This window comes from Pseudomonas sp. EA_65y_Pfl2_P74 (genome assembly GCF_963970575.1).
GTDB lineage: Bacteria > Pseudomonadota > Gammaproteobacteria > Pseudomonadales > Pseudomonadaceae > Aquipseudomonas > Aquipseudomonas baetica_A.
Window position 1 is genome coordinate 199,915 of sequence record NZ_CAXAOQ010000002.1, and the last position, 22,345, is coordinate 222,259.

At 59.0% G+C, this 22,345-nt stretch carries 23 protein-coding genes; 8 read left to right on the forward strand and 15 right to left on the reverse strand.

Annotation, left to right across the window (positions count from 1 at the left end):
* Positions 1–150: 150 nt before the first annotated feature.
* Entirely contained in the window at positions 151–426 is a 276-nt protein-coding gene (locus AACY18_RS02400) for a hypothetical protein (RefSeq protein WP_339464101.1), read from the reverse strand.
* A 268-nt stretch (positions 427–694) separates the two neighbouring features.
* Positions 695–1,435 (reverse strand): DUF899 domain-containing protein, encoded by a 741-nt coding sequence (locus AACY18_RS02405; RefSeq protein WP_339430787.1) that lies wholly within the window; start codon positions 1,433–1,435, stop codon positions 695–697.
* A gap of 176 nt (positions 1,436–1,611) precedes the next feature.
* Here AACY18_RS02405 and AACY18_RS02410 point away from each other — a divergent pair, with 176 nt between their 5' ends.
* Positions 1,612–2,004 carry a transcriptional regulator gene (locus AACY18_RS02410; protein WP_339430786.1) on the forward strand — a complete coding sequence of 131 codons (393 nt, stop codon included), beginning with the start codon at positions 1,612–1,614 and terminating at the stop codon, positions 2,002–2,004.
* 52 nt (positions 2,005–2,056) lie between these two features.
* Here AACY18_RS02410 and AACY18_RS02415 read toward each other — a convergent pair whose 3' ends face one another.
* The 3 genes from AACY18_RS02415 to AACY18_RS02425 form a co-directional block, all read right to left on the reverse strand.
* Positions 2,057–2,926 (reverse strand): DUF6279 family lipoprotein, encoded by an 870-nt coding sequence (locus tag AACY18_RS02415; RefSeq protein WP_339464102.1) that lies wholly within the window; start codon positions 2,924–2,926, stop codon positions 2,057–2,059.
* A gap of 76 nt (positions 2,927–3,002) precedes the next feature.
* Positions 3,003–3,719: a TorF family putative porin gene (locus AACY18_RS02420; protein ID WP_339430784.1), complete on the reverse strand. Its 717-nt coding sequence runs from the start codon at positions 3,717–3,719 to the stop codon at positions 3,003–3,005.
* Between the two features lie 209 nt (positions 3,720–3,928).
* Positions 3,929–4,117 carry a hypothetical protein gene (locus tag AACY18_RS02425; RefSeq protein ID WP_016985943.1) on the reverse strand — a complete coding sequence of 63 codons (189 nt, stop codon included), beginning with the start codon at positions 4,115–4,117 and terminating at the stop codon, positions 3,929–3,931.
* Between the two features lie 340 nt (positions 4,118–4,457).
* Here AACY18_RS02425 and AACY18_RS02430 point away from each other — a divergent pair, with 340 nt between their 5' ends.
* From AACY18_RS02430 to AACY18_RS02440, 3 genes are all read left to right on the forward strand, one after another.
* A complete protein-coding gene (locus AACY18_RS02430; protein WP_221733693.1) occupies positions 4,458–5,294 on the forward strand; it encodes a CvfB family protein in 837 nt (278 codons plus the stop codon).
* 45 nt (positions 5,295–5,339) lie between these two features.
* Positions 5,340–5,744 (forward strand): DUF2177 family protein, encoded by a 405-nt coding sequence (locus AACY18_RS02435; RefSeq protein ID WP_339430783.1) that lies wholly within the window; start codon positions 5,340–5,342, stop codon positions 5,742–5,744.
* A 249-nt stretch (positions 5,745–5,993) separates the two neighbouring features.
* Positions 5,994–6,923, forward strand: a complete 930-nt coding sequence (locus tag AACY18_RS02440; RefSeq protein WP_339464103.1) for a DMT family transporter — start codon at positions 5,994–5,996, stop codon at positions 6,921–6,923.
* Here the strand turns inward: AACY18_RS02440 and AACY18_RS02445 are convergent.
* The gene (locus tag AACY18_RS02445) at positions 6,871–8,052 is read right to left on the reverse strand and encodes an MFS transporter (RefSeq protein ID WP_339464104.1); all 1,182 of its coding nucleotides are present in this window, start codon (positions 8,050–8,052) and stop codon (positions 6,871–6,873) included. The genes AACY18_RS02440 and AACY18_RS02445 overlap by 53 nt on opposite strands.
* Positions 8,053–8,156: 104 nt before the next feature.
* Here AACY18_RS02445 and ptrR point away from each other — a divergent pair, with 104 nt between their 5' ends.
* Entirely contained in the window at positions 8,157–9,050 is an 894-nt protein-coding gene (gene ptrR / locus AACY18_RS02450; RefSeq protein ID WP_339464105.1) for a putrescine utilization regulator PtrR, read from the forward strand.
* 142 nt (positions 9,051–9,192) lie between these two features.
* Positions 9,193–9,321, forward strand: a complete 129-nt coding sequence (locus AACY18_RS02455; RefSeq protein ID WP_003184145.1) for a PA1414 family protein — start codon at positions 9,193–9,195, stop codon at positions 9,319–9,321.
* A gap of 89 nt (positions 9,322–9,410) precedes the next feature.
* Here the strand turns inward: AACY18_RS02455 and AACY18_RS02460 are convergent, their stop codons facing one another.
* From AACY18_RS02460 to speB, 6 genes are all read right to left on the reverse strand, one after another.
* Positions 9,411–9,659, reverse strand: coding sequence for an acyl carrier protein (locus AACY18_RS02460; protein ID WP_339430780.1), 249 nt, complete (start codon positions 9,657–9,659; stop codon positions 9,411–9,413).
* 43 nt (positions 9,660–9,702) lie between these two features.
* The gene (locus AACY18_RS02465) at positions 9,703–10,428 is read right to left on the reverse strand and encodes an MBL fold metallo-hydrolase (protein ID WP_339464106.1); all 726 of its coding nucleotides are present in this window, start codon (positions 10,426–10,428) and stop codon (positions 9,703–9,705) included.
* An 86-nt stretch (positions 10,429–10,514) separates the two neighbouring features.
* Complete coding sequence (locus AACY18_RS02470; RefSeq protein ID WP_339430778.1) at positions 10,515–11,894, reverse strand: sodium:solute symporter; 1,380 nt, start codon at positions 11,892–11,894, stop codon at positions 10,515–10,517.
* 93 nt (positions 11,895–11,987) lie between these two features.
* Positions 11,988–13,499, reverse strand: a complete 1,512-nt coding sequence (locus AACY18_RS02475) for a purine-cytosine permease family protein (RefSeq protein ID WP_339430777.1) — start codon at positions 13,497–13,499, stop codon at positions 11,988–11,990.
* Between the two features lie 75 nt (positions 13,500–13,574).
* Positions 13,575–14,015 carry a YybH family protein gene (locus tag AACY18_RS02480; RefSeq protein WP_339430776.1) on the reverse strand — a complete coding sequence of 147 codons (441 nt, stop codon included), beginning with the start codon at positions 14,013–14,015 and terminating at the stop codon, positions 13,575–13,577.
* A 10-nt stretch (positions 14,016–14,025) separates the two neighbouring features.
* Complete coding sequence (gene speB, locus AACY18_RS02485; RefSeq protein ID WP_339464107.1) at positions 14,026–14,976, reverse strand: agmatinase; 951 nt, start codon at positions 14,974–14,976, stop codon at positions 14,026–14,028.
* Positions 14,977–15,290: 314 nt separating this feature from the next.
* Here speB and AACY18_RS02490 point away from each other — a divergent pair, with 314 nt between their 5' ends.
* Together AACY18_RS02490 and AACY18_RS02495 are read left to right on the forward strand one after the other, a co-directional pair.
* Positions 15,291–16,184 carry a LysR family transcriptional regulator gene (locus AACY18_RS02490; RefSeq protein WP_090282283.1) on the forward strand — a complete coding sequence of 298 codons (894 nt, stop codon included), beginning with the start codon at positions 15,291–15,293 and terminating at the stop codon, positions 16,182–16,184.
* Between the two features lie 18 nt (positions 16,185–16,202).
* The gene (locus AACY18_RS02495; RefSeq protein WP_339430774.1) at positions 16,203–16,799 is read left to right on the forward strand and encodes a tRNA-uridine aminocarboxypropyltransferase; all 597 of its coding nucleotides are present in this window, start codon (positions 16,203–16,205) and stop codon (positions 16,797–16,799) included.
* Positions 16,800–16,920: 121 nt separating this feature from the next.
* Here the strand turns inward: AACY18_RS02495 and AACY18_RS02500 are convergent, their stop codons facing one another.
* The 3 genes from AACY18_RS02500 to AACY18_RS02510 are packed head-to-tail and all read right to left on the reverse strand — an operon-like array spanning position 16,921 to position 21,844.
* Entirely contained in the window at positions 16,921–18,282 is a 1,362-nt protein-coding gene (locus AACY18_RS02500; RefSeq protein WP_339464108.1) for an HlyD family type I secretion periplasmic adaptor subunit, read from the reverse strand.
* Positions 18,283–18,292: 10 nt separating this feature from the next.
* Positions 18,293–20,452 (reverse strand): type I secretion system permease/ATPase, encoded by a 2,160-nt coding sequence (locus tag AACY18_RS02505; protein WP_339464109.1) that lies wholly within the window; start codon positions 20,450–20,452, stop codon positions 18,293–18,295.
* A gap of 33 nt (positions 20,453–20,485) precedes the next feature.
* Positions 20,486–21,844 (reverse strand): TolC family outer membrane protein, encoded by a 1,359-nt coding sequence (locus tag AACY18_RS02510; RefSeq protein ID WP_339430771.1) that lies wholly within the window; start codon positions 21,842–21,844, stop codon positions 20,486–20,488.
* Positions 21,845–22,345 lie beyond the last annotated feature (501 nt).

Here is a 22,345-nt window from a genome sequence, read left to right on the forward strand (position 1 = left end):
GCTCGAGGTAACCTTAGTCCATGTATGCGTTTGCGCAAGTAAAAAATGCATTGGTGCATTTTTAGAGTCAAAAGATCGCAGCCTTCGGCAGCTACTACAGGGGGCGGTGTAGGCGCTGCCGAAGGCTGCGATCTTTTGATTCTGCGGTGATTAACCCTCGGTTTTCTTCTCGGCCGAATCCAGCTCTTTCAAGCGCTGATCGATCAACTGACATTTGTCTGGCAGATCCGCACTGGCCGTGCCCAGGTCCATTTTCTGTAGCTCGTCGTTCATTTCTTTGGCTTTGGTCGGATTCTGCTGCGTGAGCTTCGCAACTTCCTTGGCCAGTTGTTCGCGTTTGGCGGTGGCTTCTTCCGGCGTGCAAGCCCAGACGGGCAGGGCGCAGGCGAGCGTGGCGGCGAGGGTGAGCTTGATCAGGGTTTTCATGGGGTAGGCCTTCGTTCCGGTTAAGGCGGGTTAACCGGTTGAGGAGCTTTTCAGGGATAAAGTTCAGCGCAACAAACGTGCTGAACCCATTGACTTGATCGGGTCGAAATTATCTGTTGGATGGTCACTATTTTGAGATCGCTGCTATCTTCGATGATCAGAATGGCGCTCTTGCAGAGCCGTAGCGATTAGCAATTCAGATAACAAATCTGCCCCGTTCTCTAAGTAAACAGCGGATGGCCATGGGCCCCCGCTTTGGCTACTTTGTTCAACCTTCTTTCCCATGACAGCATTGAGACTTGATTGCCGACTCATACCGATCATGATGCCGCACCCACTCCATGATCTCGTCCTCATTCCTGCCCTTGGGCGTGAGGTCGAGGTAGTTGTAGGCACCCACCAGCATGTCCAGACCGCGGGCATAGGTTGAGTAGGTGTGGAAAATGTCTCCTTTTGCATCACGATAAAACACGCTCAGGCCGGGCATTTCTTCCTCGGCACTGTCAGTCTTTTCGTAGTTGTAGGTAGCCTTTCCTGCAGCGACATCTTCAGCGCGCGCACACACGCCAAAGTCATAGTTGAAATCGCAACCGTCTGACGACACCCAGTCGAATCTCCAGCCCATGCGCTGTTTGAAGGCCTGAAACTGCTCGAACGGTGCGTGGGAAACCGCGACCACGGCAATATCGTGATGCGCCAGATGCAGATTGGCGCCGTCGATGTGGTCGGACAGAAACGAACACCCCTGACAGCCTTCCTCCCAGTCCTTGGCAAACATGAAGTGGTAAACGATCAACTGGCTGTGTTTGCCAAACAGGTCAGTCAGTTTCAGCTCGCCGTTCGGGCCGTGGAAGCGGTAGTCCTTGTCGACTTTGACCCAAGGCAATGCGCGGCGTTTGGCGCTCAAGCGGTCGCGCTCGCGGGTGAAGGCTTTTTCTTCGGCCAGGTGTTGTTTGCGCGCAGCGAGCCATTCTTCGCGCGATACCACCGGATGATTCTCAACGTTCATGATGATTTCTCCTGCGGGGGTTGAAACCGTCTTTGTCAGACTAGTCGTTTAACCCTCGATCAATTCGACAGACCGCCGGTCGGTCGCGGCGGAAAATGCGGCTGAACGGCGGCGACAGGCACCGGTCACAACCTATGACAGCGCCCCAAATCACGCGCACCGGAGGTTGAATCAGGATGACGACTTATAACTGGGATTTGATTGAACGCTTGCTGCATGAAGTGCAGAACAGTGCTGGCGAAAGTTTCGCCCCTCGAAAATACGCCGAGGACTATGCGGCCGAGAAAGCCAGTGCAGGCGAGCCGATTGAGAATCTGGATCACCTGAAAACGGTGGCCTGCGAATATGAAGGCTTGTTGCTTGATCGTGGATTTATCGAACCGCGCCCGGATCATATGGGCAGTACCGGCAGCAATTTCATTCTGACGCCACGCGGATCAAGCCTGCTGAGCCTGATCGACAGCAGCATTCCCGGAAATGATCATCCGCGGCAGGTGCTGGACGAGCAGGGAGATGCGCTGGATGAAGCGACGTTTGATGAGGTGGCTTCCAAGGCGCAGATTGCCTGATAGCCTTTGTGGGAGCGGGCTTGCTCGCTCCCACATTGGTTTGTGGTCTGATTCAAGGTTTTTGTGCGGCCTTGAGGCATTTGAGGTCATTGAAGTCTTTACGCACCCCTTCGATTTTCTTGAGCAACCGCTGACGCTGCTGCGGTGTGCTCTCGGCCATCAGATCCACCGCCAGCGAGCGCGCTTGCGCTTCGGTGTTCGCATAGGCCTTCTGGTAATCCGTTGTCCATAAACGCTCGCGGTTGACCAGAAGTGTCTCGATTCGCTGTGGGAATTCGGCACTTTTACGCTGGGCAACGGCGTTACTGAACTGCTGCTGCCAGTGAGCGCGGTTGGCGATCCATTGGGTGTTCTGGTCGCCCAGCGCGGTCGACCACACCATTACCCGCTGTTCTTGATTGACGCTCAATGGCCCGAGCCAGTCGTTGAGGCGTTTGACCATGCGTGCGCCGCGTTCGGCGATCTGCTGGGCAAGCGGCGGGTTCAAATATTCCCGCTGGCGTTTACGCAAATCCTTGGCAAATGCGTCGTTCATTTCCGCGACCTGTTTGTCATCCAAGCCTTGCAGCAACTCGATGGCTGACGGAGTGATTTCCCGTGCGGTTTGAGCAATCGCCTGCTTGGCTTCTTCCGTGCGTGTCTGCAGCGCGGTGTCGGTCACCTGATTGTTTTCAACCATCGTTTGCAGGCGGTCGAGCCAGTCCAGATACTCTGGCAATTGCGTGCTGCAGTGCCAGCTCAGGTGTTCTTTGAGGCGTTCGTTGAACCAGCCTTTCTGCTCGCCGTTCATGTCCAGGTAGTCGCTGAGCGTCCACGGGATGATCACGTCGAGGTAGCGATAAGCCAGGCCGACGCGGCTGCAGGCGCCGAGGGCAAGGGTGAAGATCAAGAGGGTAGCGATATGTTTGAACCAGCGAGACATGGGCGAATCCTTGCGATAGCCAGCCTTGGGGTCTGATTCTTATGTGAACGCACAATGAACCCGGCAGTTCAGCCGATCAATAGAATGCGTGCTCGGCCTTGAATGTGACGAGGCCGTCACACTGGCTGTTGTGTCCGGAGTAGGCCGAGCAATCGCTGCCGCTGAGGCTGGAGTTGCTGTAAATCAGGTTGAGATCGACGCCCATTAACGGCCGGGACAGCTTCACCGACCAATCGGTAAAGTTGCTGACATAACCGCCGTCAACGGCCACGGGCGTGTTCAACTGGTGGGTGGTGTATTTCATGCTGACGCCGATGCCGAACGGTTGGTTGCCGCCAAGATCGGCAAACAACGTGTTGTTCTGTTTGTCCGGGTCGTGGCTCAGGGCGATGCCGAAACGGCTGCCGAGCAGGGTCAGGCCACCGAACAGTTCCTGGCTGTCGAGTGTGTCTACCTCGGGATAGCTGTAGTGGATCATCCCGATTTCATAGCCGAGGGTTTGATCGAAAGGTTGTTTAAAACCGACATAGGAATCGATTTCGAGGTTCTTGCCCGGCGTGATGCCCATGCTCGGCGCGTACTGGCCGAAATACAGGCCACTGTCGTGGCTGAGGTCGAGCCCGCCATGAAACGAGCCAGCGACCGCCGGTTTGACCAGGCCCTGGGCCATGCTGCGGCTGGGTGTGGTGTCGAGTTTCAGGTCGAAGTCGCCAAGTTCACGCTGGAAAACCTGCGCATGCACAGCTGTGCAAGCCATCAGGCTTGAGAGCAATAAACAGGATGATTTGCGCATGCGTCACTCCATGAACAGCGAGCGCAGGGCGGCGGGCCTGCTGAAACGCTTGATCCAGACGCGTGCAAGGATACCGGCGAATGATCGGCATTGATGTCCGTTCGTCGATTCATGAGTATTTGTTTGTTTTAAACGGGGGGAGTATTGCGTGGTGCCAGTCCAGACGCTTCGAAGCTCAAAGCGCCTCTGGACGGGGGTAAAACCGGGTGTTACTTCTTGCCCAGGCTGATCTGCTTGGACGGGCCGAACGTCTGGCCGCTGACGCCTTTGGCAATTTGCTGAATCTCGCCGCCAGACTTGAGGAACGCGGCGATCTGATCGTTGATCGATTCGCTGGTTTCAACGGCTGGAGCTGGCTTTGCTTTGCTGGTGGATGCTTTTACACGCATGGCGGCCATTAACCTGTAGAAAAGTAACTCGGCCAGGCATCGTACAGGAATAACTTGACAATAGCTTGTTAAATATCCCCCGGAATAACCCGCCCCGTGACGGCATTACGCTCGATTCAATACTCGAAATAATCGGCTAACCTGCTGTTTTAAATAACATCACTTATATTCCACCGGGCTGTGACGAGCTGCCGTAATGCGCCAAACCGGCCTGACGAGCGGCAACCCGCGCAGCCGAGCCCAAGGAAAATCAAGGCTTTGCGCAGATTTTACTGAAACCTGGGAATCTGCCGGCCATCGTTCACGGCAAAACGGGTAGAATGCCGCCCACGCAATGAGGGTTCTGGAAATGGCTTTAGTCGGGCGTTACAACAGTTTGCAAGTGGTTAAACACACTAACTTCGGTTTATATCTGGACGGCGGTGCTGACGGCGAAATTCTTTTGCCTAATCGTTATATCCCGAAAGATATTCCCAGCGAAGATGAAGACTGGCTCAACGTTTTTGTTTATCTGGACAGCGAAGACAAACTTCTCGCTACCACAGAAAAACCAAAAGTTCAGGTGGGTGAATTTGCCAGTCTGAAAGTTGTTGAAGTCAACAGCATCGGTGTGTTCCTCGATTGGGGGCTGCCGAAGGATCTGTTGCTGCCGTATTCCGAAGAAAAGCGTCAGATGACGGCCGGCGAATATTGCGTGGTGCACGTCTACCTCGACAAACACACCCGTCGTATCACCGCCACCGCGCGGCTGGATCGCTATCTCGACAAGACCCCTGCCAACTACAGCCAGGGCCAGGAAGTTGATCTGCTGGTCGCCGAAGCCACCGATATGGGCTTCAAGGCGATCATCAACAACAAGCACTGGGGGTTGATCCACAAGAACGAAATCTTCAAGTTCATGCGCGCCGGCATGATCGAGAAAGGCTTCATCAAGGAAGTGCGCGCCGACGGCAAGATCAGCCTGAGCCTGCAACCGGTTGGCCAGGAAGCGGCCAGCAGCCTGAACTCGAAAATCCTCGCCAAGTTGCGCGAGAACGCCGGCACACTGCCGGTCAGCGACAAGAGTGATCCGGTGTTGATCACTAGCCTGTTTGGCGTCAGCAAAGGCAACTTCAAGAAGGCTATCGGTTCGCTGTACAAGGAAGGCAAGATCGTCATTCATGCCGATCGCATTGAACTAACCTGAGCCTTGCGTGGCCCATGTTTCATGGGCTTACTTGAGGTCGGTTGAATGAAAAAAGCGCTGATTGCCTATGTCGCCACGCTGGTGACGTTTCTGTTGCTCGACGGCATCTGGCTCGGCCTGTTGATGGCGCCGACCTATCGTGAACTGCTCGGTTCACTGATGCTCGAAAAACCGCTGCTGGTTCCGGCAGCGGTTTTTTATTGGCTGTACGTTTTCGGGTGTGTGGTGTTTGTGGTGTTGCCGGCATCGAGTTGGCAGCGGGCAGCGAAGATGGGCGCGTTGTTGGGGCTGGTGGCGTATGGCACGTATGACCTGACCAATTGGGCGACATTGCGCGGATGGTCGGTGCAGGTGACGTTGATGGATTGGATGTGGGGGGCGTTTGCCACCGCTGTGGCGTGTACTGTCGGGTTTTCGGTGGCTCGCAGGTTATGCGCTTCGCATCATTGATCTTTATTGTCTGAACGGGCCTCTTCGCGGGCAAGCCCGGCTCCCACCGTGATTGATGTCGTTCACGAGTCCTGCGTTCGACACAAACATCTGTGGGAGGCACTGTCTTCACCAGCCATTCACTGCTGACGCAATGGAAGAATTAAATGTCTTTTCCGGACGGTTTTTTCTGTCTGGCTGACTGATAATCCTCGGCACTGTTTTTGACCATTGGATGGCTGCCATGTTGTGTGTGTTCGAGGTGTTGCGGTGAGTGCCGAGCGGCGCAATGCCGACCGTTTTGCCTTGCAGGTGATGATCGGCCTGTGTCTGATCTGGGGCGTGCAGCAAGTGATGATCAAGTGGGCCGCACCGGATATCGCGCCGGTGATGCAGGCAGCCGGGCGGTCAGGGATTTCCGCGTTGCTGGTAGGCTTGCTCATCTGCTGGAAGGGTGGCTGGGATCAGGTCGGCAGCACCTGGCGCGGCGGTTTGCTGGCCGGTGCACTGTTCGGCCTGGAGTTCTTCTTTATCAGCGAAGGTTTGCAACTGACCACCGCTGCGCACATGTCGGTGTTCCTCTACACCGCGCCGATCTTCACCGCGCTGGGCGTGCATTTTCTGTTGGCCAGTGAGCGTCTGCGGCCCTTGCAGTGGCTGGGGATTGTGTTGGCATTCATCGGCATTGCGCTGGCCTTCGCCGGCGGTGTGTCGTGGGATAACATCGACCGTCGCATGTTGCTGGGCGATGCCTTCGGTGTGTTGGCCGGCGCCTGTTGGGGCGCGACCACCGTGGTGGTGCGCGCCTCACGCCTGTCGGATGCTCCGGTGACACTGACCCTGTTCTATCAGTTGATCGTCGGCTTCATCGGCCTGTTGTTGATCGCGTTGTTCAGCGGCCAGATCACCCATGTCAGCCTGACCTCCGTGGCGGTGGCCAGTGTGCTGTTCCAGGGGCTGGTGGTGTCGTTCTTCAGTTATCTGGTGTGGTTCTGGCTGTTGCGCCGTTATCTGGCGGCGAATCTGGCGGTGTTCTCATTCATGACGCCGCTGTTCGGGGTCACCTTCGGTGTGTTGCTGCTCGGCGAGCGACTGAGCCTGAACTTCGTCATCGGCGCGGTACTGGTGTTGCTCGGCATCACTTTCGTCAGCGCTGAGCCGTGGTTGCGTCGGCGTTTGCGCAAAGCGCTCGGCCAGTAGTAGTCGATTGCATCGCCAGTCCGCCGGCAATCAACAAACCGCATCCGGCGATGACCAGCGCCGGCTGCAAGCCACCGCTGAAATGGCTGCTCAACGCGGCCAATAACGGGCCGCTGAGTTGGCCGACGGCGAAGCAAGCGGTGAGCATGCCAGCGTTGCGCTGGATGGTGTGGGGCGCCAGTTCCCGCGAGCGTTGCATGACTAGCTGCATGCAGGCCAGGAACGGCGTGCCGCACAGGATGACGGCCAGTGCCAGGCCCCAACCGCTGCCCGACAGGCAGGCAAAAACACCGGCCGCTTGCAGCCACAACGTAGCCATCAACCAGTGACGCGTGGTCCGAGGATCGTGACGGCGCAGACTCACCAGCAGCACCCCGATGGCCGCGCCCAGGCCGAAGCACGGCCAGAGCAAATCTGCCTGCCATTGCCCGTGAAACTGCGCGGTGGCCATCTGCGACAGGAACGTGGCCGGGATGATGTAGCCGAGGCCGTAGAGTGCGTAAATCACCGCCAACCGACCAATGCCACGACTCGACGGACTGACGGAGGTTGCCGCAATGGTCTTGGCGGTGGTTGGTTGCGGCAGCAGGCGCCACACCCCCAACATCATTACCAACGCGGCTGCGGCATAAATCAGCCACAACGTCGCGGACGTCTGGTTCAGCAGATGTGAGACCAGCGCCAGCAACCCTGTCAGAAAAATCCCCAGCCCCGGTCCGGCAAATACCAAGGCCCCAAGCCGTGGACGACCGGCCGCCGCCGCCAGCGGCTGACTCAGCGAGGTGATCATCACCAAGACCCAGGCACTCGCCACGCCGGTGCCAAAGCGCAAAACCAGATGCGACCAGAAGCCGTCAGCCCAGAACGAGGCCAGTGTCAGCAGCACGCACAACCACAGACCACCGTGCAGTCGGCGCTGAACCTGTTGCGGACGGTGGGCAAACATCGCGTCTACGGCACCGAGCAAGTATCCGAGGTAGTTGGCCGCCGCAATCAGACCGGCGGCAGTCAGGTCGATCTGTCCCTCGCTGAGCAGGTGCGGCATTTGTGGAGTGAGGGCGAAACGCCCGATGCCCATGGCCAGCATCAGGGCAACGAAACAAGCGGATAAGCGAATCAGCGGCGACATGGTCTGGATTCCATTGAAAGAGTAACGACCGTCAGGCTAGGACTGATTGACTTTCTTTAAAATTGAATAATAGTGATTAACTTGTTCTGTTCTGGAGAAAGGTTGTGGAGTTCAGCCAACTGCGGATCTTTCAGGCGGTTGCCGAGGAAGGTTCGATCACTCGCGCGGCCGAACGGCTGCATCGCGTGCCATCGAACCTGTCGACTCGGCTTAAACAGCTCGAGGAGCAAATGGGTGTCGAATTGTTCGTTCGTGAGCGTCAGCGTTTGCAACTGTCGCCTGCGGGAAAAGTCCTGCTGGACTACACCGGCAAACTCTTTGCCCTAAGGGATCAGGCCCGTGCGGCGGTGATGGGCGGACAACCGGCCGGGGACTTTGTGCTCGGCACCATGTACAGCACGGCGGCGATCCATCTGCCGGCGTTGCTGGCGCGTTATCACAAGCAATACCCGGCGGTGAACCTGCAAGTGCAGTCGGCGCCGAGCGGTGAACTGCTCGAAGGCCTGCTTACCGGACGTCTGGATGCCGCGCTGGTGGACGGCCCGCTCGAACTGGCCGGGCTCGACGGCGTGCCGCTGTGCGAGGAGCGGCTGGTGCTGATTACCGAAGCTGATCATCCGCCGGTTTACAGTGCGCGGGATGTAGAAGGGCGCTCGGTGTTCACCTTTCGCCAGGGCTGCTCCTATCGCATGCGTCTGGAGGCATGGTTCTCTCACTCGCATGCGGCGATGGGACGGGCGATGGAGATCGAGTCCTATCAGGGCATGCTCGCCTGCGTGATTGCCGGCAGCGGTGTGGCGCTGATGTCGGAGTCGATGTTGGCCAGTTTGCCGGGGCGCGAGAGCGTCGCGGTGCATCCGCTGGCCGAACCGTTCGAGCGTGCGACAACGTGGCTCATGTGGCGCAAGGGCATGCTGGGCGCCAACCTCAATGCGTGGATTGAAGTGCAGCAGGCCGTCTATCCTGCGGCTCTGGTTGAAACCCGTGAAACGGCTTGAACCGATGGCAACGGATTCTGTTCTATTCAGTAACAGATCATTGCGGATTAGGCCGAGCATTGCGCAGGACTTCGGACTATTATCAGTGCGAGGCGGCCTCAGAATTCCGGTCGCTCGGCACCACCCTGAAGGGGGCATTACGATGAAAGAGAAAATTCAGAATTGGCTGCACGATTTGGGTGTTGCCCTCGGCTTGATCGAACCGCCTCTGCAACCGGTACCGATTCGCACAGACGACGAACAGCGTCGGCGTCAGCCGCGTCGGCGGTAATGCCTCATTAATTGATCGAGAGATCGCAGCCTTCGGCAGGTCCCACACAGAGCGGTGTGGGACCTGCCGAAGGCTGCGATCTTTTGCATTCAGTGCCGCGCAATCATCAGTAAAAACCGGCTCAAGTCATTCGCGGTCTTCGCAGTCTTGAGCAGTTGATCTTCTTCGGCGGTGAATGCCGTCAGTCCGAATTCATCCTCCAGATGAAAAATCAGATCCTCGATATCCGCTTTCTCCAGTCCCAATTGCACCAGACGGGTGTGGTCATCGAATTCGCGGTTTTCCAGCAGTCGGCGAATGAACCGATGCACAGCGGCACGCACGGCAGCTCTTCTCATGGCAAACAGTTCTAGTCATTGTTTTGCTTGATTACAGCAGGCCTCACTGATGTCGGCGCAACCATTCGTCAATCATCAAGCGCAAATGCTCACCGGAAAAACTGCCGAAGTGTCCACCATGCACGGTACGGATCGGTAACGCCTGCAAACGTCGCAGACTGGCGGCGTAATCGTCCAGATTCGAATGGTAGGCGTCTTCGATCAGCGGCCCGTCGTAGATGATGTCGCCACTGAACAGTGTTTGTGTCGCCGCTTCAAACAGGCTGATCCCGCCCGGCGAATGCCCCGGCGTGTGCAGCACCTGCAACGTGCGGTCGCCCAGATCCAGCACATCCCCGTCTTCGACAAACCCGGTCGCCGGTGCCGCTTTGACCCTATATTCGGCGTAGCACAGCGGACAATCCGGGTGTGCTTCGAACATGTCATCGCCGACGAAAGCTCGGCTCAAATCGTTTTCACCATCCGGCGCGGCAAGGATGTCGGCCTCGGCAGGGTGCACCAGCCGCTCGGCAAACTCGTGATGGCCTGCAATGTGGTCGAAATGGCAATGGCTGGCCACGGCCACCAGTGGCCGCTCGGTCAGCCATGGCAGTTGCTCGCGCAGGCTGACCAGCCCTGAACCACTGTCGAGCAACAAATCCTTGTCGCGGCCCTGAACGTGCCACAGGTTGCAGCGGTAGAACGGGCGGATGTACGGCTCGTGAATCAGGCGGATGCCGTCACTCAGGGTTTGCACTTCGAACCACTGATCGCGAGAAACAATCTTCATCAGTACATTCCTTAAAACGAAAAAAAACGGGTGTGGCAACCGACGCCACACCCGTCGAAGAAAGCATCAAGTGGTTACATCAAAGCTTATAGCGCACTCGCCACCATCGCAGGGCGGCGCGAGAACAGGCTGACCAGCACGAAACTTGCCAGGCTGATACCCAGGCTGTAATAGATCGGCGAGTTGGCGTCCATCCCGTCCTTGAACATGAAGATCAAGGAGGTGGCGAAACCCAGGGTCATCGCACTGATCGCGCCTGCGGTGGTCGCGCGTTTCCAGAAAATCGCCCCCATCAATGGAATCAGCATGCCGCCGACCAGAAGGTTGTAGGCCAGGGTCAGGGCACTGATGACGTCATTGACCACCAGTGCGATGCCCAGCACCGCAACGCCGGTCAACAGGGTAAACAGGCGGCTGACGGCCACGCTGGATTGTTTACCGCCGCGCAGTTTTGGCAGCAGGTCTTCCGTCAGCGTGGTGGATGCGGCGAGCAGGCCGGCGCTGGCGGTGGACATCATCGCGGCCAGTGCAGCAGCGATCACCAGACCCCGGATGCCGTCCGGCAGCGAGACTTTGACGATGGCGGCGAAGGCGTTGTTGACGTTGTCCAGATCCGGGATCAGGACGTGTGCAGCCATGCCGATCAGGGCGCAGACCAGGCCGTAGATGATGCAGTAGATGCCGGCCGAAGTGCCGGCGTACTTCGCGACTTTCTCGCTTTTGGCGGTGAACACACGCTGCCAGATGTCCTGACCGATCAGGATGCCGAAGAAGTAGATCATGAAGTAGGTAATGATCGTGTCCCAGCCGATGCTGGTGAAGCTGAAGCTGGCGGCCGGCAATTGCGCCACCAGTTGATCCCAGCCACCGACGCGGTACAGGCAGATCGGCAGCAGCAGGAACATCAGGCCGACGGTCTGGATGGCGAACTGGACGATGTCGGTCAGGGTCAGCGACCACATACCGCCGATGGTCGAATAGATCACGACGATGCCGCCACCCAGCAGCACAGACATCCAGAACGGCAGGCCGAACAGCACTTGCAACACGGTGCCGATCGCCAGGATCGAGGTCACGCCGATCATCAAGGCGTAGGCCAGCATGATGGTGGCGCTGGCGGTACGAGCCATCGGGTTGTAGCGTTTTTCCAGCACCTGGGTGACGGTAAACACTTTCAGTTTCAGCAGTGGCTTGGCGAGGAACAGGTTCAGCGCAACGATGCCGCAACCCAGTGCTGCGCACAGCCAGAACCCGGAAATACCGTGCACATAACCCAAACGCACGGTGCCGACGGTGGACGCGCCACCCAGTACAGTTGCGGCCATGGTGCCCATGTACAGGCTCGGACCCAGGTTACGACCGGCGACCAGATAGTCTTCGTGGGTCTTGGCTTTGCGCATGCCGTAATAGCCCAGAATCAGCATCGCGGCGGCGTAGATGAGTACGACGATTAAATCCAAAGCCATGATGGCGTGTCTCCGATTGTCTTTTTTATGTGAGGCTCGAATCGATTTGCCCTTGTGGGAGCGGGCCCGCGCCCACAGGGGTTATGTGTTTCTTCAGGCGGCCTGGCGCAACGACGCTTTAGCCGGCGCGTTTGCGCCCTGGTTTCGGGCATCCTGCGGGCCGAACACGTCGCGCGGTTCCGGGAACAGGCGCAGTAGCGTCAGGTACACCACCGAAGCCAGGCCGAGGGTGACGGGCAGGCTGATGTCGATGCCGCCGGCCATTTCACCCAGCGGGCCGACGAACTGCCCCGGCAGGTTGACGAAGCACAGGCCGACCGCCGCACTCGGGATCCAGGCGCCCAGGCCACGCCAGTTCCAGCCGTGACTGAACCAGTAGCGTCCGCCCTGTTCGCCGCGCGTGAACACTTGCAGGTCGTCCGGGCAGTAGAAGCCACGACGCACCAGCAGGCCGATGATCATGATCACCATCCACGGCGTAGTGCAGGTGATGATCAGCACGGCGAATGTCGACACGCTCTGCACCAGGTTCGCCGCAAAGCGCCCGATGAAGATGAAGGCAATCGACAGCACGCCGATCAGCAACGTCGCCTTGACCCGCGACAGTACGCGAGGGAACACGCTGGACATGTCCAGCCCGGTGCCATACAGCGATGTGGTGCCGGTGGACATGCCGCCGATCACCGCAATCAGGCACACCGGCAGGAAGAACCAGCTCGGCGACACCGCCAGCAGACCGCCCACATAGTTGTTCGCCGCGATGTAGTCCGGCGCCTTGATCGCGACGATGGTCGCGGTGGCCAGGCCGAACAGGAACGGGATGAACGTGGCGATCTGCGACAGCACGACGGCGGCCATGATCCGCTGCTTGGAGGTGTCACGCGGGATGTAGCGCGACCAGTCGCCGAGGAACGCGCCGAAGGAAATCGGGTTGCTCATGGCCACCAGTGCGGCGCCGATGAACGCGGCCCAGAAACCGGGCTGACCGAGACTGACCGTGCCGGCGTATTGCGCGTCGAAAGGAGCGGCGAAAGCGACCGCGCCCAGCAGAAACAGCAGGCTGGCGCTCCATACCGCGATCTTGTTCACCCACAGCAAAAAGCGGAAGCCATAGATGCACACGGTCAGTACCAGGATCGCGAACAGGCCGTAGGCCAAACCCAGGGTCAGGTCGGTTTCCGGCAAGCCTATCAAGCGTTTCGCACCGCCGATCAGCGCATCGCCCGAACTCCACACCGAGAGCGAGAAGAATGCGATGGCGGTCAACAGCGACAGAAACGAGCCGACGATCCGCCCGTGCACGCCGAAATGCGCACCGGACGACACGGCATTGTTGGTGCCATTGAGCGGGCCGAACAGGCCCATCGGTGCGAGGATCAGCGAGCCCAGCAGCACGCCCGAGACAATCGCCCAGACGCCAGCCTGAAACGACAGGCCGAACAGCACCGGGAAGCTGCCGAGCACGGCGGTGGCAAAGGTGTTGGAACCACCGAAGATCATCCGGAACAAATCCGTCGGGCCTGCGGTGCGTTCGTTGTCCGGGATCTGTTCGACCCCGTGGGTTTCAATTTGCGTAAGGCTTTGGTCGTTGTTGTTGTTATTCATGATCTGCTCCGATCATAAAGGCGCGCTCATCGTGTGTGAGCGTCACCTGTTTGGGTAGGGTCTCCGTCGCGGTCGTCACCCAACGTCAGCAGACCCTAGGGATGGCAGCCCTTCCGGCATCGCGGATAAATGTTCATGACAGGCCAGCCAAAGGCCTTGTTGTTCTAGGCTCGACGCTTGTTTCTTGAAAACAATCGTCTCGCGCTCCTGGCTGAAGTGTTGCTCCCCTTGCATGCGCAGCTCGGTGGCCACGTCATGGATGAAAATCGCCACGTCACCTTGCAGGCTGACGAAGGCGTTGCTCGAAGTGCACGAGAGCACTTCAAAGCCATCCTCGGCGCGCCAGTTGTCCCACAACGCCTGATAGGCGTCGCGCGACAGCAGCGGCTGTTCGAGGGTGTAGAACACGAAACTCGCATCAGCGCTGAACGCGCCGAAGTAAGCCTCGCGATCGTTACGGGCGAAGGCGCACACCAGCTCGGCGGCCGCTTTCAATACCTGATCACGTTCGCTCATGACCCGACCCTCAGCGGTGAACTACGCCAGGCAGTACGCAGAGCATTTCGTACAGCAGGTTGGCGGCCAGCAGCGAGGTGTTACCGGTGGTGTCGTAAGCGGGCGAAACTTCTACCAGATCGCAACCGATCAGGTCGAGGCCTTGGCAGCCGCGAACGATTTCAATCGCCTGAATGGTCGTCAGACCGCCGATTTCCGGGGTGCCGGTGCCAGGCGCCCAGGCCGGGTCGATGCCGTCGATGTCAAAGCTCAGGTACACCGGACCGCCGCCGACTTTCTCCCGCACTTCGGCCATCAGCGGTGCCAGCGACTTGTGCCAGCACTCTTCGGCCTGCACCACGCGGAAACCCTGATCACGGCTCCAGTTGAAGTCGTCAGCGGTGTAACCCTGCGCGCGCAAACCAATCTGCACCACACGATCGCAGTCCAGAAGACCTTCTTCGACGGCGCGACGGAAGGTGGTGCCGTGGGCGATTTTCTCGCCGAACATGTGATCGTTGACGTCAGCGTGGGCGTCGATGTGTACCAGACCGACCTTGCCGTGTTTCTTGTGGATGGCACGCAGGATCGGCAGGGTGATGGTGTGGTCGCCACCCAGGGTCATCGGGATGACGTTGTGCTCAAGGATGTTGTCGTAGGCTTTTTCGATGATGCGCACGGCGTCGAGCAGGTTGAAGGTGTTGATCGCCACGTCACCGATGTCGGCCACCGACAGCGAGTCGAACGGCGCGGCGCCGGTGGCCATGTTGTACGGGCGGATCATCACCGATTCGGTGCGGATTTCACGTGGCCCGAAGCGGGTGCCGGGGCGCAGCGAAGTGCCGATGTCCAGCGGCACGCCAACGAAGGCAGCGTCCAGGCCGGCAGCGCTCGGTACATGGGGGAGTCGGAGCATGGTGGCGATGCCGCCGAAGCGCGGCATTTCGTTGCCGCCCAGTGGTTGGTGAAGAATTTTGTCCACGGGTAGGGCCTCATCGTCTTGTTTTATTTATGTCGGCGCGCCGGCTGGCGTGCACCGCTGTGGGCTGATTCTGCGAAATGCAGGGGTGGGGAAGAATCGCTACGGGCAAATACTTAGTTCAGATTTTTCTAAACTAACGGCGAGGCTGAAGATAGACTCGTTGTCGTTCACCGGGGTGAACATGGCGCCTCAGTGGGAGCGGGCTTGCTCGCGAATACGGTGTGTCAGGCAACGTGGATGTCGGCTGGCCCGACGCTTTCGCGAGCAAGCCCGTTCCCACATTTAAGGCGTTTCGACAGGAACATGGAGTAGACATGGCCAACGCTTTACCCGACCTGAAACTGTTGCGCATCTTCGTCAGCGTGGTGCGTCATCAGGGTTTCGCCAACGCGCAGCAGGAACTCAACCTGTCGACCTCGGCGATCAGCACCTACATGAGCCAGCTCGAAGCCGCGCTCGGTCTGGTGCTGTGCCATCGCGGCCGTGGCGGCTTCAGCCTGACCAGCAAGGGTGAGCTGTTCCATCAGGAAACCCTGCGCCTGCTCGGCGAACTTGAAGGTTTCGAGCAATACGCCGCTGCGCTCAAGGGCGAGTTGCGCGGCACACTCAACCTCGGCGTGATCGATTCCACGGTCAGCGACAAGGCCTTGCCCTTCGCCGAAGCCATCGGCGCCTACAGTCAGGAACACCCGGCAGTGCATTTGCACCTGTCGGTGATGAGCCCCTACGAACTGCAACTCGGCGTACAGGACAACCGCCTCGATCTGGCGATCGGCGCGTTCTCCACACGCATGAGCGGTCTGGTCTACATGCCGCTGTACCGCGAGCAGCACTGGCTGTATTGCAGCAGTCGCCACCCGTTGTTCAACGAACGGCGCATTCCCGAGCAAGTCATCACTCAGCAACGCATGGTCGGTCGCGGCTACTGGAGCCAGGCGGAACTGGCACGTCACGGCTTCAAACACAGCGCCGCCACCGTGGAAAGTATGGAAGCGCAGCTGATTCTGGTGCTGTCCGGCGCCTACATCGGGTATCTGCCAGAACACTACGCTCAGGCCTGGGCCGACAAGGGTGATTTGCGCGTGTTGCTGCCAGCGACTTTCGGTTATCAGGCGCCGTTTTCGATGATCATGCGCCGTGGCCGAAGCCGCGAGCCGTTGATTCAGACGTTCCGCGATTTGCTCAAAGCCCAGCTCAATCAGGCGTAGCTCGAAGGAAAAAGAAGTATGTCCAGACCCCAATGCCCGCGCTGCCTGCGCCCACAAACCCATTGCCTGTGCGCGCTGATTCCGCGTCTCGATAGCCGCACCCGAGTGTTGGTGTTGCAGCATCCCAGCGAGGTCAATCATGCGCTCAATACTGCGCGCTTGGCGGCGCTGGGTTTGACCAACGCCGAGCTGATCGTGGGTGAGGTGTTCGAGGATTTACCGACGCTGTTGAATCAACCGGGCTATCAGGCGCGGTTGTTGTTTCCGGCGGACGATGCGCAGGTGATGCAGGCCTATGGTGAGTCTGATCAACCGCTGTTGCTGGTCGTGCCCGATGGCACCTGGCGCAAGGCGCGCAAAATGCTCCATCTCAATCCATTGTTGGCGGCGTTGCCACGTGTGACGCTGGCAGAGGGCGGGGTGTCGCGCTATCGGTTGCGCAAGGCTCCAGGGCCGGGGGCGTTGTCGACGGTTGAGGCGATTGTGCAGGCATTGCACACGCTGGAAGCACCGGCCTCGTTTGAGCCATTGCTCAAGCCGTTTGAAGCGTTGATCGAGGGGCAGATTGCGGCGATGGGGGAGGAGACCTTTCAGAAGAACCATGGCGAAAGATAGGTGTTGATAATGCCGGCCTTTTCGCGAGCAAGCCCGCTCCCACAGGGGGAACGCATTCCAAAATGTGGGAGCGGGCTTGCTCGCGAAAGCGCCAGATCAATCATCACAAAATCAGGAATCACTAGCGTTCGCGCATCGCCTCGGTTCGGGCCTTGAGCACTGGTTTGAGCAGGTAATCCAGCACACTTTTCTCCCCGGTAATGATGTCCACCGTCGCCACCATTCCCGGGATGATCAGCAGGGGGTTCACATCCCCGCCCAAATGGTTTTTATCGGTACGCACCTGAATCAGGTAGAAGCTGTTGCCCTTGTCATCAGTGATGGTATCGGCGCCGATCAGCTCAAGCTTGGCGCTGAGCCCACCGTAGATCGTGTAGTCATAAGCGCTGAACTTGACCATGGCTTTCTGACCCGGATGGAGGAACGCGACGTCTTGCGGACGCACCTTGGCCTCGATCAGCAGGTTGTCTTCCAGCGGCACGATTTCCAACATGTCGCTGCCCGGCTGGACCACGCCGCCGATGGTGTTGACCTTCAATTGCTTGATCACCCCGTGTACCGGTGAGGTCACGGTGGTGCGGCTGACGCGGTCGTCGATGGCGATGCTGGTTGCAGTGATTTTCGACAGGTCGGTGCGTTTTTCATTCAGCTCTTTGGCGGCTTCCGAGCGGAAGGTCTGTTCCGATTCGTCGATCTTGCTGCGGATCTCGGCAATCGCCGATTCCGCACGAGGAATCGCCAGTGTCGTCGCATTCAGCGAGCCACGGATTTCCACCGCGCTGCGCTTGAGCCGCAGGATCTCCACCGGCGATACCGCGCCGGCCTTGACCAGTGGCTCGGACATGTTCATCTCTTGTTGCAGTAATGACAGGCTTGAACTGAATTGGCCTTGCTTGGAGCGGAACTCCGCCAGTTCCTGAGTCTTTTGCCGTAACTGTTCGGTCAAGGTGCGCTTTTCGCTGGCCAGTCGCCGCTGGCGTTGTTCGTATAGTGAGCGCTCGTCTTCAGCCACTTGCGGGGCCTTGGCGATGACCTCTTCGGAGAGTTTGAACGGCCGACCTTCCGATTCTGCCGCCAGCCGTTCGACCTGTGCGGTCAATGCATATCGGTCGACTTCGCTCTCGCCCTTGTTCGATAAAAAGCGCGTGTCATCCAGACGCAACAGGGTGTCGCCCTTGTTCACCATCTGGCCTTCACGGACGAAAATCTCGGTGACGATGCCGCCCTCAAGGTTCTGAATCACCTGAACCTTGCTCGACGGAATCGCCTTGCCTTCGCCCATGGTCACTTCTTCCAGCACCGCGAACTTGGCCCAGACCAGCGCGCTGATCAGCAACCCCGCCGCCAGCCACACGGTAATCCGCGACCAGCGCGGCGAATCCTGCAACGAGGCGCCGGCGGTTTCCGGCATGAAATCGGCTTCGGCACTTTTGCTGAAACTGTCGAAGTAGCCGCGTGATTTGCTATCTGAAGAAGCAGACATGGGGCAACTCCTAGACCGCCGCCGAGCCGACACGGCCCTTGCGCAGCGCATCGATGACCGCTTCTTTCGGACCGTCGGCGACGATCCGGCCGTTGTCCAGTACCAGCAACCGGTCCACCAGGCTCAGCATCGAGGTGCGGTGGGTGACCAGCAGCAGGGTTTTGCCTTGTACCCAGTTGTGCAGTTTCTGACGCAGAAGGTCCTCACTGCTGTTGTCCATGGCGCTGGTCGGTTCGTCGAGCAGCATGATGGGCGGGTCGAGCAGCAATGCCCGAGCGAGTAATACGGCCTGGCGTTGACCGCCGGACAGCAATTGCCCGCGCTCGCCGACGGGGCGGTCGAAGCCTTGTGGATGCTGCCGGGCGAGTTCGGTGACACCGGTCAGTTCGGCCACTTCAAGCATCCGTGAATCGCTGACGTAGCGCGCGCCGAGGGTCAGGTTGTCGCGCAGGCTGCCCGCCAGCAGCGGCAGGTCATGGGCGACGTAACCGATCTGCTGGCGCAGGTCGGCGACATCCAGTTGCCGCAGGTCAAGGCCGTCGAGCAGCAACTGGCCTTCCTCCGGTTCGTAGAACCCCATCACCAGCCGCGCCAGGGTACTTTTGCCTGAGCCGCTACGGCCAATGATACCGACCCGTTCTCCGGGCTTCAGGCTGAAAGTGACGTTGCTCAGGGCCGGCGCATTCTGGCCGTTGTAGTGAAACGTCACACCGCTGACGTCCAGTGCGCCTTGCAGTTGCGTACGCTCCAGCGGTCGCTGTTTGCCGTCGCGTTCCTGTGGCAACGACATCAGCGCGTCGGTGCTTTTCATGGTCAGTTGCGCTTGCTGGTAGCGAGTGATCAGCCCGGCAATCTGCCCCAGGGGGGCGAGCACGCGGCTGCCGAGCATGTAGGTTGCCACCAGCGCCCCGACACTGAGGTTGCCGGCGATGATGCTGTAGACCCCGGCGACAATCGTCGCCATCCCCGAAAACTGTTGAATGAACAGCGTGCCGTTGGTCGCCAGCGCCGAGAGGTTGCGCGCGTGGCTGTCGAGGCGGGTGAGGGCGCCGTGGGTGCTTTCCCATTTGTGCTGGCGCTCGCTTTCGGCGCTGCAGGCCTTGAGGGTTTCCAGGCCACCGAGGGTTTCGATCAGCAGCGCCTGACGCTCAGCGCCCAGGCTCAGGCTTTTTTGCACCGTGTCGCGCAGACGCACCTGAATGACCATCGCGAAGACGATGGTGATGGGGAAGGCCAGCAGCGGGATCATCACCAGCCAGCCGCCCAGCAGGCCGATGACCACCAGCATCAACACCACGAAGGGCAGGTCGATCAGACTGGTCAGGGTTACCGCCGTAAGAAATTCGCGCAGGCCCTGGAAGTCATGAATGCTCTGAGCGAAACCGCCGATGGTCGCCGGTCGTGCCTTCATCGACATGCCGGTGATGCGCTCGAATAACGTCGCGGAAAGGATCACGTCGGTTTTCTTGCCGGCGGTGTCGAGCAGGTGCGCGCGCACCACCCGTAATACCAGTTCGAAACCGGTGCCGATCAGCAGACCGATCGACAACACCCACAGGGTCGAGGTGGCTTGATTGGGTACCACGCGGTCGTAGGTCTGCATGACGAACAGCGGCACCATCAGGCCTAAAAGGTTGATCAGGAAACTGGCGAGAATTGCATCGCTGTACAGCCATTTCGACAGCTTCAGGGTGTCGCGAAACCATGCATGTACCCGTGGCACCAGCGGTGAGCGCAGGTCTTCGAGTTCATGCCGAGGTCGAGCGAACAAGGCCTGGCCGCTGTAGTGCTCGCTGAGCTCTTCGCGACTGACCCATTGCTCGCCGCCATCGGCTTCACTGGGCAGGATCAGCGCTTTGCCGTCGTCGCCGAAACGCCGCAACACGGCGGTGCGACCGTCGTTGAGCAGCAACAGAAGCGGCAGGTTCAGCGGCGAAATGTCGTTCAGGTCTCGCCGCAACAACCGTGCCTGTAACCCGGCACGGGCGGCGGCGCGGGGCAGCAGATCAAGGCTCAGGCGTTGTTTGTTCAGCGGCAGACCGGCACTCAGGCTGGCGCGACTGACCGTCGCGCCATGGAGTTTGCAGAGGATCAACAGACCGTCGAGTAACGGATCATCGAAGCTCAGCCGCGGATCGACTCCGCAATGGCCGGGTTCCATGCTGGTCATATTGATTGTTCCCCTGTTACCGCTTCATTGGACTTACTTCAGTTCAGGCAAGCGCGCTTCGTTTTTCACCTCGGTCGCAGCGATCGCGTCGGCAGGCAGCACCACCCGTTGCTTGCTCAGCAACTGACCCATGTTCGCCAGCACGCGGTACATCGAGTATTCCTCGGTGTAACGGATTTCGGTGTAGCGGCGGTTGGCGTTGTAGAGCTCGTTTTCACTGTCGAGCAAGTCGAGCAGGGTGCGTTGGCCGAGGCCGAACTGGTCCTGATACGCGGCGCGCACGCGTTTGGTGGTTTCGGCGTATTCGCGGGCGGTCGGGGTTTGTTTCTTGGCGTTGACCATGGCGTTCCAGGCTAGGTGAATGTTCTCGTTGAGCTGGCGCAGGGCATTGTTGCGGATGTCCATGGCCTGATTGATCTGGTGTGCATCGGAGGCCAGTCGTGCCTTGTCGCTGCCGCCGCGGAACAGGTTGTAGTTCATCACCACCCCCACGCGCCATTCGTTGTCGTGGCCCTGGTCACCCTGCACGTTGTTGTTCGCGCCCACTGCCGCTTCCGCGTCGAAGCGAGGGTAGAACGGCGATTTGGCCACTTCGTACTGGCTCTCTGCCGACTGCACATCGGCCTGTGCGGATTTCAGATACGGGTTGTTCTCGACCATGCTCTGCTGGGCTTCCGGCAGGGTGGCGGGCAACTCGCCACGGGTCGATGCCGGCGCTTCCAGCTCGTCGGGCATGCGCCCGACCACGCTGTAGAAATTCGATTCGGCATCGGCCAGATCGACTTCAGCGGTATCGAGGTTGTTTTGCGCCAGTGCCTTACGGGCACCCGACTGGTCGGAGTCGGCGGTGCTACCAACACCGCGCTCGGTACGCAGGCCAATCTGGTCGTTTACACGCAAGTGCGCCTGCAGGTTGTTGCGGGCCAGGGTCACCAGTTCGCGGCGCTTGAGCACTTCGAGGTAAACCTCGATGGTGCGCAGGGCCAGATCCTGAGCGGTGCCTTGCGCGTAGTAAGCGCGCGAGTTGGACACGCCTTTGGTGCGTTCAACCTCGTTGGCGGTGTTGAAACCGTCGAAGAGCATCTGCCGCAGCCGCAATTCGGACTGTGTGTAGTTGAGGATCGAGGTGTGGTGGTTACCCAGCGACCGGGTCGTGGTGTTGTCGCTGTAGCCGCGCCCGTAGGATGCGTTCAAATCGACGGACGGGTAGAAACCGCCCTTGGCGACTTTGATTTGTTCATCTGCAGCCAGGCGTGCGTCCACGCGTGAAGCCAGTTCCGGGTGCGTGGCGATGGTGCTTTGAATCGCCTCGGTGAGGTTCATGGCCTGAGCTTGAGAAGTGCAAGCCATGGCCAGCAAAACCGCGCTGCAGAGGGGGGTTAGAACGCGCATGGGTGCATCTCCCTGATTCCTGATGGTGTGTTACTGTCGCCAAAAATTTGGCGGTATTTTTAGCTGTAGGCGTTTCACTCTTGTAACAACAGAGCTAAGAACATCCTGAAGCGTAGCTAAGAAAAAATTTTCATAAGGCTTATGCCGAAAAAAACTTATGCGCTTTGTAAAAACCGGCACATTGTTCAGGTCGAAAGCCTTTGTTTTATGTGCTTTAGGGAGCGCGAAAAGGCTTGAGGAAAGTTCCATTCACTTTGCGACATACGGCGAAGTACTGCTGAAGGGGAGGGACGCGTAGCGGTTGATGGGTGACAGATTTTTGTCACCTGGGTGATTCACCACCGTTACGTAGCGTTAGTCGGTGTGCTGCTTCAATCGGGGTTTGCAAGTGCTTGATAGCACTGAAGTTTCCCCTTGAGGCGTCACTGGCCAAACGAACTGTCGAGGGTGCGAGCGTCGCCCCGACAACCCGATTGAGCCATGGGCTGCTTCGCGAACCAG